The 14,753-nt window shown below is 41.1% G+C and carries 10 protein-coding genes, 1 rRNA gene and 2 riboswitches; all 11 genes read left to right on the forward strand.

Going from position 1 to position 14,753, the window contains the following annotated elements:
* Positions 1-971 precede the first annotated feature (971 nt).
* Positions 972-2,717, forward strand: coding sequence for an alkaline phosphatase D family protein (locus tag H538_RS0117070; RefSeq protein WP_026678632.1), 1,746 nt, complete (start codon positions 972-974; stop codon positions 2,715-2,717).
* A 75-nt stretch (positions 2,718-2,792) separates the two neighbouring features.
* Positions 2,793-2,999, forward strand: coding sequence for a twin-arginine translocase TatA/TatE family subunit (locus tag H538_RS0117075; RefSeq protein ID WP_026678633.1), 207 nt, complete (start codon positions 2,793-2,795; stop codon positions 2,997-2,999).
* Between the two features lie 220 nt (positions 3,000-3,219).
* A complete protein-coding gene (gene tatC, locus H538_RS0117080) occupies positions 3,220-3,954 on the forward strand; it encodes a twin-arginine translocase subunit TatC (RefSeq protein ID WP_026678634.1) in 735 nt (244 codons plus the stop codon).
* Positions 3,955-4,205: 251 nt separating this feature from the next.
* Positions 4,206-4,451 carry a DUF2651 family protein gene (locus H538_RS0117085; protein WP_026678635.1) on the forward strand — a complete coding sequence of 82 codons (246 nt, stop codon included), beginning with the start codon at positions 4,206-4,208 and terminating at the stop codon, positions 4,449-4,451.
* Positions 4,452-4,767: 316 nt separating this feature from the next.
* A complete protein-coding gene (locus H538_RS0117095) occupies positions 4,768-5,745 on the forward strand; it encodes an AAA family ATPase (protein WP_026678636.1) in 978 nt (325 codons plus the stop codon).
* A complete protein-coding gene (locus H538_RS0117100; RefSeq protein WP_026678637.1) occupies positions 5,742-7,013 on the forward strand; it encodes a DUF58 domain-containing protein in 1,272 nt (423 codons plus the stop codon). Before H538_RS0117095 ends, H538_RS0117100 begins: the two co-directional genes overlap by 4 nt.
* Positions 7,000-9,222: a transglutaminase domain-containing protein gene (locus H538_RS0117105; RefSeq protein ID WP_026678638.1), complete on the forward strand. Its 2,223-nt coding sequence runs from the start codon at positions 7,000-7,002 to the stop codon at positions 9,220-9,222. Before H538_RS0117100 ends, H538_RS0117105 begins: the two co-directional genes overlap by 14 nt.
* A 100-nt stretch (positions 9,223-9,322) precedes the next feature.
* Positions 9,323-9,424, forward strand: a riboswitch (purine riboswitch).
* A 378-nt stretch (positions 9,425-9,802) separates the two neighbouring features.
* A complete protein-coding gene (gene guaA, locus H538_RS0117110; protein ID WP_026678639.1) occupies positions 9,803-11,341 on the forward strand; it encodes a glutamine-hydrolyzing GMP synthase in 1,539 nt (512 codons plus the stop codon).
* A gap of 137 nt (positions 11,342-11,478) precedes the next feature.
* A complete protein-coding gene (locus tag H538_RS25200) occupies positions 11,479-12,465 on the forward strand; it encodes a glycine-rich domain-containing protein (protein ID WP_051291535.1) in 987 nt (328 codons plus the stop codon).
* Between the two features lie 95 nt (positions 12,466-12,560).
* Positions 12,561-12,662, forward strand: a riboswitch (purine riboswitch).
* 91 nt (positions 12,663-12,753) lie between these two features.
* Complete coding sequence (locus tag H538_RS0117120; protein ID WP_026678640.1) at positions 12,754-14,052, forward strand: NCS2 family permease; 1,299 nt, start codon at positions 12,754-12,756, stop codon at positions 14,050-14,052.
* A 513-nt stretch (positions 14,053-14,565) separates the two neighbouring features.
* Positions 14,566-14,753: ribosomal RNA gene (locus tag H538_RS0117125) — 16S ribosomal RNA — on the forward strand; the annotation flags it as partial.

Raw genomic sequence — 14,753 nt, forward strand, 5'->3', positions numbered from 1 at the left:
AGCTTTCCAGTTGCTTCGGTTATGATATTATGGAAGCTTTTTATGTCATTTTTTAAAGACTCAGGCGATACCTGGGAAGGGATAGGGAAGATTTGCATCACATATTGTATCGTTCAGATGTTTCCGATCTTCGTAAAAGTCCTAAAGGGATTAGGGACGTTGGCTGTTGGAATTTAAGAGTTTGTGATTTTTAAAAAATCACATAAAAATCACGAAAGTTACGATCATTTGCGACTTCATGCAAAAATCAAATTACTAAAATCAATTGTTTATTTTGGTCAAAAACGTATATTAAAGGTTTATGAAAATGCGCGAAATGCAAGTAAAATATGGGCGGCATGATGTAATTTAGCCACTCCCACTCGGGAACTGGTTAAGTGCATTATCCAACCAATTATCGACTCATTTGTGAAGACGTCTTGTAAACAATTTATTTCAATAATAATAACCACTTCCTAAAATTTAGGGAGTGGTTTTTTACTTATTTGGTTCAAGGAAAAAAAGGTATCCGTAATGGAAGAAAAACTCTCTTTGGATTAACCATTCGGAAAGCACTTTTAATTCAGGTAATGGTGCTTTATAACCGAATGTGAAGGAAGTCTTCAGTTATTTAAAAATAACGATTGTTCAATATTGAAAGGCCTTTCATCAGTTACTAAACTGTTGAGAGGTCTTTTCTTCTATATTGGCTCTCATATGAGAAAATGGAATTGTAAAATTTTATAAAAAAAATATGAAGAAAAATAAGTGGAAAGGACTATTTTTCGTACATTGCCAGCTAATCTATCTACCGTAACAAATTCCTTTATGTAAAAGAATTACCCCGATCATCGCATTTTTAAAATAAATAAAAGGACCTATCTCTTCCTTTTTTCAGTTTGTTGCTGTTTACAATGATTCAACAATCCATTAACAGATGAGAATTATAATAGGGCTTGTTCATAAGACTTGATGAAGGAGAGGAAGGAATCATGAACCAGGGGAGAGCTTTAGAGCAATGGATTAAAAATTTTACTGAGGAAAGCCTGAGGAAAAATTTAGACCGCCGCAGCTTTTTGCAAGGTGCAACCAGGATAGCTGGACTTTCATTAGGTCTCGCTATCGCCCAGTCTGTTGGAAGTCTTAAAGTGGATGCAGCGCCAAGTTTCAGTGATTATCCTTTTACTCTTGGTGTCGCATCCGGCGACCCGTTATCTGACGGTGTCGTGCTATGGACGAGACTGGCTCCTGAACCATTTAATGGGGGAGGCATGCCGCCCAGCGATGTGAAAGTAAAATGGGAACTGGCAAAAGACGAACATTTCCGCCACATCGTACAGCACGGCACGGAGATCGCCTCATCTCACCTTGGGCATACGGTCCATGTTGAAGTTAGCGGCTTGAAGCCTGAGAGTATCTATTACTACCGTTTCAAATGCGGTAATGAAATTAGTCCAGTAGGAAGAACAAAAACACTTCCGAAGGCAGGGTCCAACGTTTCCAGTTTGAAATTTGCTTTTGCTTCCTGTCAGCAATTTGAACATGGATACTATACTGCATATAAGCATATGGCCAAAGAGGACCTGGATGTAGTGTTTCACCTGGGTGATTACATTTATGAATACGGCCCGGATGAATATGTTGCTCCAAATGGAAATGTTCGGACACATATCGGTCCGGAAGTTACTACGCTTCAAGATTATAGAAACCGCTATGCCCAATACCGCTCAGATAGAAATTTAAAAGCTGCTCATTCTGCCTTCCCCTGGATTGTGACCTGGGATGATCATGAAGTCGAAAATAATTATGCAAATGTTATTCCTGAAAAGGGACAGCCTGTTGAACAATTTATCAAACGGCGTGCTGCTGCCTACCAGGCGTATTACGAACATATGCCGCTTCGCAAATCCACTATGGTCGGAGGCAATATACAACTATACCGCAGCTTCCAATATGGAAATTTGGCTAATTTCTTTGTTCTTGATACCCGCCAATACCGGGATGACCAGGCAAATGGAGACGGCAGCAGCCCTCAGACACCTGAGTCCCTTGACCCCAAACGGACGCTGATGGGAGCTGAACAGGAAAAGTGGCTTTTTAACAACCTTGAACACTCGAAAGCAGTATGGAATGTACTTGCGCAGCAAATCTTTTTTGCGCAGCGAAATTACGGGACCCAGGCATCGCCAAAGTTCAGCATGGATGCCTGGGATGGTTATCCGGCCGCACGGCAACGCCTATTAGATTTTGCAAAAACCAGGGACATTGACAATTTCATTGTCCTGAGCGGTGATGTTCATGCAAACTGGGCAGCCAATTTATTGACTAATTTTGATGATCCAAACTCGAAGATCATTGGAGCTGAGTTCGTCGGCACTTCGATTACATCCGGCGGGGACGGGTCCGACAAGCGGGCAGATACGAATAAAATATTAGGACTCAATCCCCATATTAAATTTTTTAATGATTTTCGCGGATATGTCCGCTGCCGTGTCACTAAAGAGAAGTGGCAAGCCGATTATCGTGTCGTTCCATACGTATCTTCACCGGGTGCTGACATTACCACAAGAGCTTCTTTCGTCTATGAAAAAGACCAAAATGGGCTCAAAGCAGTATCAAAGGCTACCGTTCCGCACGGTGTCTTACAATCAAATGAAGTGGAAGAAGACCGTTATCGTGCCCATGCACAGGCGCATAAAAAACAACTTGAGAAAAAGCGCGGAAAAGTCTTGAATTAATAAACCTGAGTGAAAGTTTTAAAGAAAAAGTGGTATATAGACAACGAAGTAAAATCGAAAGGATGCTGATTGAAAATGTTTTCTAATATTGGAATCCCGGGTTTGATTCTCGTTCTTGTTATTGCCTTAATCATCTTTGGACCATCAAAATTACCGGATATCGGCCGGGCGTTTGGCCGTACTTTAACAGAGTTTAAAAAGGCTTCAACGGGATTAATGACAGAAGAAGAAAAAGAGGAAGAAAAAAAACCTGTCCTAACGGCAGTTGAAAAAAAGGGATAACTGGTTTTATTTATCATTAGTGGACAGGGAGACCTGTCTGCTTCTTTTTGGCCCGATAGGAAAGCATTCCTTTCCTATCGGGCATAAGTGACTATGAAATGATGTGAGCACAAGAATCGAGATGAAACCTGTGCTTTTGGACGAAAAAACTCGCATGAACCGCCTTTCAGCGAGTTTTCTTTTGCGGATTCATTGGGTTATAAAAAAGGAGGCTGGGGAAATGGAGAATAAAGAATTACACGTATTGGGGCATTTGGAAGAGCTTCGCGGCAGGATTCTTAAAACGTTTTTGGCATTTGTCGCTTTTTTTACCGTGAGTTTTGGTTTTGTCAAGGAAATTTACAAATGGGTAGTTAGAGACTTTGATGGAAAACTTGCCATACTGGGCCCCAGTGATATCCTCTGGGTATATATGGTGATAGCGGCTGTTATATCAATTGCTGCGACCATTCCTGTAGCCGCTTACCAGACATGGCGTTTTGTATCGCCTGCTTTAAAGCCGGAGGAAAGAAAGGTGACATTAAGATTCATCCCGGGTCTATTTCTATTATTTATCCTCGGGCTATCATTTGGGTACTTCGTTTTATTTCCGATGGTATTAAAGTTCTTAATCTCGTTATCTGCCGGGCAATTCGAAACGATGTTCACCGCAGAAAAGTACTTTCGATTTATGATCAATCTCATCTTACCGTTTGGATTTTTATTTGAAATGCCTCTTGTCGTTATGTTTTTAACAAGACTAGGAATTCTTAATCCAAAGCGGCTCGCAAAGGCCCGGAAGATATCCTATTTAGCTTTGGTCATCATTTCAGTGGTTATTACTCCGCCAGATTTTATCTCAGATTTTTTAGTGACGATTCCTTTGCTTGTTCTATACGAATTAAGCATCAGTCTATCGAGAGTGGTGTATAGGAAAAAGCTTATGAATGAAAACATGCCTTTGCCAGAAATGTAACTAACAACATGGAAAAGCTTGTAGACAAAGCCTGGTCTACAAGCCTTTTTACTTACTACACCAGGCGGCGGGGATAAAAAAATGCATGCTAATGTAAGTTTAATAATTATACAATATTCAATTTACCAATTTGGGGGTACTAGAAAAAGATAGTTCTTTTTAAAGAGCAATTTTTCTTTAAAATAATATTTAGACGGGAGGGAAATTCAAGTTTCGGTAAAATGAATTTTTAAATTCGAAGGAGAATCAGAATGACCCATTTAGAGTTGGCTTTTGGTTTTGTCCCTGTTAGTGTTATCATATTATCATTTATCCTCACGCTATTTGTGAAGAAGATTTACGTTATGCCACTTATTAGTTTCATTGCGTGTATAATTTTAATGTTTACCGTTTTTAATCAGTCATTTTTTGGGTGGGCATTAGTCTATACCGTTTTTTCCTTGATTTTTTCTTATTTAGCAATGCTTATCGTAAAATTACGAAAAAAAAGTAAGTAGGCTAAAAGGGGAAGGAATTTCACGATAAGCTTGACATGGCACATGAAAAAGTACGAAGAAAAATCCCGGTTTCTTTTAAGGAAGCCGGGATATTCTTATATGAAAAAAATCGGCGGGATTATCCTTGAAATCGGCTGAATAATCCCCTCGTAGTCCCTCGTAGTGAAGTGCGGTGATTTTTCGACATACAGCGCTTTTTCATCTGTCTTTTTTTGCAAAAAAGAAAGGAAAAAAGACCCCCAAGTTCGAAATGGTATAGGAAGGAAATTTACTGTTCTTTCATCATAGGTTGTGGAGAAAAAGAGGGGGAATAAAGATGAGTGTCAATAAAACAAGATTTGATAGTTATCATCCATTATTGGATGGAGTGATAAAAAATGTCGAAAAAGTAATGATCGGAAAAACGCAAGTGACAGAACTCAGTCTTGTGGCACTTTTAGCTGGCGGACATGTTCTTTTGGAGGACGTTCCAGGTGTCGGGAAAACGATGATGGTCCGCTCGCTTGCCCGCTCTCTCGGTCTCGAATTTAACAGGATCCAATTTACACCCGACCTTTTGCCGTCCGATATTACGGGGGTTTCGATCTATAACCAAAAGGAAATGGCCTTCGAATTCCGGAGAGGTCCATTATTGGGGAATGTTATTTTAGCCGATGAAATCAATCGTACGTCTCCGAAAACACAGTCGGCCCTTTTGGAATCAATGGAAGAAAAAAGTGTAACGGTCGACGGACAAACCCATTTATTGCCGGAACCTTTCTTCGTTATGGCTACACAAAACCCGATTGAGTATGAAGGAACTTTCCCTTTGCCTGAAGCCCAGCTTGACCGTTTTATGATGAAATTAAATATGGGCTATCCTTCTGTTGAAGACGAAATGAAGATTCTAAATGTAACGGAGAAGGGGCATCCGGTCGAAACGTTAGAATGTGTTATTTCCGCCGGAGAATTAACCCGGCTAAAAGAACAGGTCCGGGACGTTTATGTGGATGACACGGTGAAACGCTACATTGTTGATTTATCCAATCGAACGAGAAACCACCGGTCCGTTTATCTCGGTGTCAGCCCCCGCGGCTCTTTAAGCCTGATGAAGGCTGCGCAAAGCTATGCGCTATTAATGAACAGAGAGTACTGCGTCCCTGATGATATTAAATATTTAGCGCCATTTGTATTGACACATCGCATTTTATTAAAGCCTGAAGCGAGATTTGAAGGACAAACAGCAAACGACATCATTCTAGAAATGTTAGCGAGAGTTCCAGTTCCCCTGCATAAAGGACAATCGGCAAGATGATCAGGCTTAAGTGGAAGTTAAGCAACAAGTATCGGACGCCAATCGGGTTCATTGGCATCCTATTCCTTCTCATTTGTACATTTTCTTATGCGATGTTTCAAGGCGGATTTGTCAGTTGGTTTTTGTTTTATAGTAGTCTCCCGCTCGTTTTGTATACGATTTTGATGTTTTTTTATCGTTTGGGCAACGTGCAAATCGTACGAGAGTTGAATAAGGAAAAATTAGTCGCGGGAGAATCATTGGAAGTTACGATTACGATGAAACGCTCCAGCTGGTTTCCGCTACTTTATTTAGTGATCGTTGACGAGTTGCCGGAAGCGCTTGCAAAACATGCAGATCAAGAAGGAGAAGAATATATCCACCAATCACGCGGCCTGTTTTTTCCACTATTTAAAAAGACATTATCATACACGTATTATGTCCATCCGGTTCCGCGAGGTGTTTATGACCTTTCGAATGTCATGTTAAAATCAGGCGACATTTTCGGCTTTGTGGAAAAAATAGTGAACGTTCAAGTAACGGACCATCTGTTTGTCTATCCTCGTTATCAAGAAATCGACCGATGGGAAATCGATAGACATTTGTATAACGGGGATCAACGGGCCGGCCGGCGATCGAGGACAGATTTTACTTCTACCATAAGCGTCCGAGATTATGCCCCGGGCGACCGGCTTGCCTGGCTCCATTGGAAGGCAAGCGCCCGTTCGAATAAACTGTTGACGAAAGTGTTTGAACATCAACGAAATGATGACTTTACGATCATTATTGACCAATCCATTGAAAGCTATGGTGGCAAAGACTTACTGTTTGAAAAGGCGGTTTCGTTTGCAGCTTCCCTTATTCGTTATTCGATTCAAAAAGGGGGAGCGGTCGGTTTTTATGTGCTCGATGAAAATGAACAAATTCCGATGAATAGCGGGTATGAGCAAGAATGGCGAATCATGCATGAATTGGCGAGAGTAAAAGCAAATCATAAAAAGGCGTTCGAAATCGAGCTAAAAGAAGAGTTTGCTGAAGGGAATTTAGACGGAAAAACGATGGTCATCCTATCGCCGCTTTTGACGGAATCGCTTGTGAAGACGATGGAGCTGATCTCGATGAGAAATTCGAATCTCATTTTCTTTTACATCGCACAGGGCACGAAATTATCTACGATCGACTATCAATTCATCAATCGGTTAAATCAGCGAATGATCGCAACGATGCCAATTATCGGCGAGCAGTTTAACGAGGCGTTAAAGGCAGGTGTGAAACATGCAACAAGCTAGAGGCAAACGAGAATCAGCTTTACATACACTCGTCCTTTATGCACTTGGATTCTTTTTATTTTGGGAGTGGCTCAGGCCGCTGACGATCGTTACACCGATGAGTGAAATCGGAATTTTCGTGATGTTCATTGCCTTTTTATTTCTCATCACATACTTTCGGCTGCCCTTTTGGATTTCCTTTCCGGTAAAATTCATTGCCATGATGTATGCCTTTCATTCGTTGTATTACCCGGATGTCTTTTTATCGTTTCGTTGGGTTCCGCATTTTTTGTCCGATGTAAAGGGCAATATCGCAATCATTTTAGAACAGCGGTGGGCAGACACAACGGAAATTAGCCGCTCTTTTCTATTTTTCATTTTGTTATGGCTCATCAGTTATTTGATGCATTATTGGTTGATTCAAGCGAAGAAAATCTTTCTTTTCTTTTTCATTACGGTCATCTATATTACCGTTTTAGATACGTTCACGGACTATGATGCAACGTTCGCGATTATTCGTACAGTTTTTATTGGACTTATATTAATCGGCATTTTGCGGATGATGAAAATTATCGAAACGGAAGGCTTTTCTTTACTGAAAGGAAGATTTCCGGTACTATGGATGGCCCCGCTCACTGTCATCATTAGCCTGTCTTCCTTTTTTGGCGTTATTGCGCCGAAAGCATCACCGCAATGGCCCGACCCGGTTCCTTTTTTGAAAAAAATAACGCATCAAAAAGATGACGGCCAGGAAGGTCCTCAGGGAAAAGGCGGGATCGCCAGAATTGGGTATGGAACAAATGACAGCAGGCTAGGAGGCCCATTCCGCTACGATTTTAAACCGGTATTTACTGCCTATGTTGAAACCCGGCATTATTGGCGGGTGGAATCGAAAAATAGTTATACCGGCAAAGGATGGGAAGTTAAAGGGCCCAATACACCGCAAACTCTCAATCCTCTAAATGTTAACTATTCATCACCGTTTTCCCGCCTCTGGGAAGAAACGTCCGGTGCGGTTCATTTAAAACGGGAGTCTGTGCAAATTGTGATGGACAAAGATAAAAGCTATCCTTTTCTATTAATGCCGGGAATGCTTATCGGGAAAAATTATAATTTTGATAAAGTTTCGTTAAAATTAGACCCGTTGACAGGAAAAATTAATACGTTTTTAGATAATAAGAAGGTAGCTTTAGCATCCTATAGCATGTCCTTTTTAAGTCCGGTATACGATGAGAATAAACTCAGAAAAAGCAAAGAGGAGTATCCGGGCTTTATTCGCGACAACTATCTTCAGTTGCCTGAAAGTCTGCCCAAACGGGTGAAAAAGCTGGCTGAAAATATTACAAAGAAGGCGGGCAATCCGTATGACAAAGCCAAAGCGGTAGAACGGTGGTTTTCGGATGAAGGGTACGGCTATGAAACAACAAACGTTGCTGTTCCTGGGAAAAACGATGATTATGTCGATCAGTTTTTATTTAAAACAAAAAAAGGGTATTGCGACAACTTTTCGACATCGATGGCTGTTCTATTGCGCTCTGTTGGCATTCCAACACGGTGGGTCAAAGGGTTCTCGCCCGGTGAATTTAAAGGGATGATCAAAAGGACGAACTTGCGTGAGTATAAAGTTACGAATGCGAATGCCCATTCATGGGTGGAAGTGTATTTTACAGATGCCGGATGGGTACCATTTGAGCCGACAAGGGGATTTACAAATATCAATCAAATGAAAGAAGAAAACCAAACGAGGCCAACTCAAGAAACAATGGCACCTATTAAAAAGAAAGAGAAAAAAACGGAGGACGTTACTAAAAAGCCGCTGTCTGAAAAGGATTCATCCGACTCAAGGAAAACAGATCATTTTATAAAAAGAGGAGTTTTAGCTTTTTTACTTGTTCTTGCTTCAGGGGGCTTGATTGCCTTTCTTTACCGGAAACAATGGCTCCGCTATTATTTCCTCTGGCGCTTTAAACGGAAAAATGATGAAAAAACTTTTTACGAAGCATATCACCGTTTGTTATGGCTTCTGCAGTATCACGGCATTCAACGTGATCCAGCATTTACATTGCGGGAATATGCGGTTTTCGTTGATCGGGCGTTAGATACAAAAGACATGATCATATTAACAAAAGCATATGAAACGATACATTACGGAAATCAAAATAAACAAAGCCACTGGAATGAAACACATAAACAATTGTGGGAAAATTTAATTAAAAGGATACCCGCTTGACCCTCCTCATCAGCATTGATAGAATGTGGTTTGTAAGAAACTGTCGAATCAAGAAAAGTCGTTTAAAAGCGCTTCTTTTCTTAAAACTTCGAATAGTAAATAACGAAATAACTTTCTCCTTCGTATATCCTCGGTAATAAGGACCGAAAGTCTCTACCGGGGCACCGTAAATGCTCCGACTATGAAGGTGGGATTCTTTGCATAACCGGAATTCCACCTTTGTTTTTATACGAAAACATGGTGTGATTCCGGTTTCCTTTTATCCTTTTTACTGTAAGTCTTATAAGAAGAGAAAGGTAGTGAATACTAAATCAAAAAGGTTGTTCAAAAAGTCCGGGAAACATTGCCGGCGAATTTCTGCGTCAGCTTGCTCCTGTGCTCCTCACGTATTAAAAGGACCTATGCACCTGTGTCTGCCAGTATTGCTCCGAACTATGCTTCCTCGGTGCAACTCGCAGTGAATCAGCGCCGAATCGCTCGTCGCTCCGGTGCTCGGAGGCTACGCTTCCTTGAACTTCTTGGCCCTGTTTGTCCTCCTTTTTGAACTTCTATTTAAGATTAATTTTGATGGGGTGAAGGAATGGAAATTGCAAACGAAATGATCGTTGTGTTAGATTACGGCAGCCAGTATAATCAGTTAATTGCGCGCCGCATTCGTGATTTAGGGGTGTACAGCGAACTGCATCCACATACATTAACGGCGGAAGAAATTAAGAAAATGAACCCGAAAGGCATTATTTTGTCAGGCGGCCCAAACAGTGTGTACGGTGAAGGCGCGCCATCTTGTGATGAAAAGATCTTCGAATTAGGGATTCCTGTACTCGGCATCTGTTACGGTATGCAATTAATGGCACACCGATTAGGCGGCAAAGTAGACCGTGCCAACCATCGGGAGTACGGAAAAGCAGAAATTGATGTGAAAAATCCATCAAAGTTATATGAAGATCTTCCGAATACACAAGTTGTCTGGATGAGCCACGGTGACCTTGTCATTAGCCCTCCGGAAGGATTTACTACAGATGCGACAAGTCCTTCTTGCCCTGTAGCTGCTATGAGCAATGTCGCTAAGAAATTATACGGTATTCAGTTCCATCCAGAAGTTCGGCATAGTGAACATGGCATTGAGCTGCTCCAAAACTTCGTATTTGCCATTTGTGAATGCAAAGGCGATTGGACAATGGAAAACTGGATTGAAACTGAAATTGAAAAAATCCGTGAAACGGTTGGAGATAAAAAAGTGCTTTGCGCCTTATCCGGCGGAGTGGATTCTTCAGTTGTTGCCGTTTTGATCCATAAAGCAATCGGAGACCAGCTTACATGTATGTTTGTCGATCATGGACTATTACGTAAAGGCGAAGCGGAAAGCGTCATGAAAACCTTCAGTGAAGGGTTTCACATGAATGTTATTAAAATCGACGCAAAAGAGCGGTTCCTTTCAAAACTTAAAGGTGTATCCGATCCGGAAAAGAAACGGAAAATTATCGGTAACGAATTCATTTATGTTTTTGATGAAGAAGCGGCCAAGTTTGAAGGAATCGATTTCCTTGCACAAGGAACGCTATACACCGATATCGTTGAAAGTGGAACGGCAACGGCACAAACGATCAAGTCACACCATAATGTTGGCGGATTGCCAGAAGATATGAAGTTCAAATTAATCGAACCATTAAACACATTATTTAAAGATGAAGTTCGTAAAGTCGGAACGGAACTCGGCATTCCGGATGAAATTGTTTGGCGCCAACCGTTCCCGGGACCAGGTCTTGGTATTCGCGTTCTCGGTGAAATTACCGAAGACAAGCTTGAAATCGTCCGCGAATCCGATTATATTCTTCGCGAAGAAATTAAAAAAGCCGGACTTGAACGCGACATCTGGCAATATTTTACCGTACTTCCGGACATCCGCAGTGTCGGTGTCATGGGCGATGCGAGAACGTACGATTATACCATCGGCATTCGTGCAGTAACTTCAATTGACGGGATGACATCCGATTGGGCCCGCATTCCATATGATGTCCTGCAAAAAATTTCAACCCGGATTGTCAACGAAGTGAACCACGTCAACCGGGTTGTCTATGATATTACATCTAAACCACCTGCTACGATCGAGTGGGAGTAAAAAGCGAATTAAAATCCAGGGAATTTCCCTGGATTTTTTTGTATTAAAGCAAGCGTATTTTTTTATGGAAAAGATTTCAACCTTTCGATATGATGAGAAGAGAAGTGGCCAAATTAAGGGAAAAATGGGGGAGGAACATGGGAGAGTTTATTGGCTTTGTAGTCATAATCGCGGCTGTTATGGTAATCATAAATGCCGAAACCAAAAGCAAATCACGAAATAAAAGAAAAGTCGATTTGAAAAAAGAACCTCCTCAAGCTCTTTCTACTATCGATCACCCTGAATTTCAAGAAATAGAAAAGAAACTGCAAAATGCTCTTCAAGTTTTTGATCCATCGATTCTAAAAGGGCGTTTTGAAGAAGGGCAACAATCGAAAATAGAAGGGGATTTTGAGTGGCGATTCTTTGAGTTAAAACGTTTCTTTTTTATGAATGCGTTGTTAAAAGAAGTGCCGATGTTTAGTCAACAAGTGGATGATATATGGCATAATATGATTTTATTCACAAAAGAGTATGAACAGTTCGGCCGCATGTTTTTAGAAATGCCGCTGCACCATACGCCGAATATAAAAAAGAAGCCTGACCCGGGGCTTCGGGCATTTTACGACTGGATTTATTCTGAGCTTTTTACAATATATCCACAAACGACCTATTATTACGGCCGGTTTTTTCGTTATCCTGTAAAACCGGATGTGATCAATGAATTTAAAACAAAACCCGTAGGATTTTTAAAAGAAAAATATTTCAAAACGGGCTCGCTATATGAGGAAGCTATTCATCATTTAATTCAAAAGATGAAAAAGTCGGTTGAGCAGATTGATCATATGGACATTAATAATCTAAAAGAAGAACGGGAGAGGGCGTATACAAACGATGATATGAATTTATTGCTTCCGGTCGCTCTTTATGCATCCTTCTTTTTATATGAATCCTATGAGGATAAAGTCTGGGGGGTGGGAGCCGCCGCTAGCTCTTCTTCCTTTTTTTCAGGTTGCGGGAGTTCGGGGGGAGGCTCTGACAGTCATCATCACGGCCATCATTGTTCCAGTAACAATTGTTCAGGCAGCAGCTGTTCAAGTTGTTCGAGTTGCTCTAGTTGCGGAAGCGGTTGTGGAAGCAGTTAATCTTTTTGATAATAACCGAACAATAGTGTTAAAAAAAGAAAATATCATTCGGAAATAGATTGACGAATTTTGTCGTACCTTGTATAATCTCCATATACTAGTAAATACTAATCCGTCGTATAATATCGGGAATAAGGCTCGAGAGTTTCTACCAGGCTGCCGTAAATGGCCTGACTACGAGGGGTAATGGAGATATCTGTACGGACAATTTCTGTGCATGTCCAATCCCTTCTATGTCAGCTCGAGGCTTGCCCCGGGCTTTTTTAAATCAATGAAGGGTGAGGGGACATGCAAAAGTATTTTCAATTCAAAGAGCTCAATACAAACTATAAGAAAGAGTTCGTCGCAGGGCTCACAACGTTTTTGGCGATGGCGTATATTATATTCGTCAATCCATCCGTTTTGTCACAAGCTGGGATGGACAAAGGGGCTGTTTTTACCGCAACATGTCTTGCTGCAGCGTTCGGAACGCTATTCATGGGCGTTGTCGCAAAGTATCCGATTGCGCTTGCTCCGGGAATGGGCTTAAATGCTTTCTTTACTTACTCTGTTGTTTTAACGATGGGGATTCCATGGCAAACCGCGCTGTCCGGTGTGTTAATGTCCGGTATTATTTTTATCATAATTACAATCTTTAAAATTCGTGAAACGATTATTAATGCCATTCCACAAGAGTTGAAATATGCCGTTGCTTGCGGAATCGGTCTATTTATTGCATTTATCGGATTGAAAAATGCAGGAATTGTCGTATCCAATAAAGCGACATTTGTTTCGGTTGGTGACTTTACAAAAGGGCCGACATTGCTTGCGATTTTTGGTTTTATTGTCACGATTTTAATGATGATTCGTAATATCCGCGGAAGCATTTTTTACGGAATGGTTATTACGGCTATTGTAGGAATTATCTTTGGCCTAATTGATATGCCGACAAAAATTATCGGTTCCGTGCCCAGTCTTGCGCCGACGTTCGGGGACGCCTTTAAGCATTTTGGTGATATTTTCAGCATGAAAAAAATGTGGGCTGTTGTTTTAACGTTTTTCTTTGTTGATTTTTTTGATACGGCAGGAACGATTATTGCAGTTGCGACAAAAGCAGGATTAATGAAAGATAATAAGCTGCCCCGGGCGGGACGGGCCCTTCTTGCTGATTCATCTGCTATTGTCGTTGGAGCGATTCTTGGAACGTCTTCAACTACCGCTTATGTTGAATCAACATCCGGTGTAGCAGCTGGAGGACGAACAGGATTCACATCTGTAGTTACAGCTATTTTCTTGCTGTTATCTTTATTCTTCTCACCGCTTTTAGTGGTCGTAACACCATCTGTGACAGCGCCGGCCTTGATCGTCGTTGGGGTTTTGATGGTTTCGGTTTTAGGGAAGATCGATTGGAATCGATTAGAGATTGCAGTTCCAGCTTTTTTAACCATCGTCGCTATGCCACTTACGTATAGCATTGCAAACGGAGTCGCACTCGGATTTCTTCTTTACCCGATCACGATGCTTGTGAAAGGACGGGCTAAAGAGATTCATCCGATCATGTATCTTCTCCTCATTATCTTTTTAGGCTATTTTATCTTTTTAATCTAATGAATGCGACAAACTGAATAGAGCTGATCAAAAGACCGCTACTATGAGAGAACGCTGAAAAAGCCCGTTTAAAGAGGAAAAGAAGCTAACAAGCCATTACATATAGGCAGTTAGCTTCTTTTAATGTTTTTCTTGAAATAGAAAATTGAGAAACTGTATTTTTGCTTTTGCGTGATGTTCGAAATGCACGATTACAATTGAAAGAGTAGACAGGTCGAGCCCGATATGCGGAAGTTTGCATATCGGGTTCTTTTCATGTGAAAAAAGTATTGACCCACCAGAAGATTGCTGATATAGTATTAAACGTTGCCGCTTTACGAAACAACGGTTAAAAAACTTTTTAAAAAAGATTGTTGACATGGCGGTTTGAAAATGATATAGTATTTCTTGTCGCTGCTTTCGAGTAGCTAATGAAATTACATCGAATGTTCTTTGAAAACTAAACAAAAGCCAGGTAAGTCAGGGATAAACCATCCCGCAATTCTTATTTGAAATGATTGAGCAAGACAAACTTTATTGGAGAGTTTGATCCTGGCTCAGGACGAACGCTGGCGGCGTGCCTAATACATGCAAGTCGAGCGGACGGAAGGAGAGCTTGCTCTCTGGAAGTTAGCGGCGGACGGGTGAGTAACACGTGGGCAACCTGCCTCATAGATGGGGATAACACCGAGAAATCGGTGCTAATACCGAATAATAGAGCG

The sequence above is a fragment of the Fictibacillus gelatini DSM 15865 genome (assembly GCF_000430745.1).
In the GTDB taxonomy this organism is placed as follows: Bacteria; Bacillota; Bacilli; order Bacillales; family Fictibacillaceae; genus Fictibacillus_A; species Fictibacillus_A gelatini.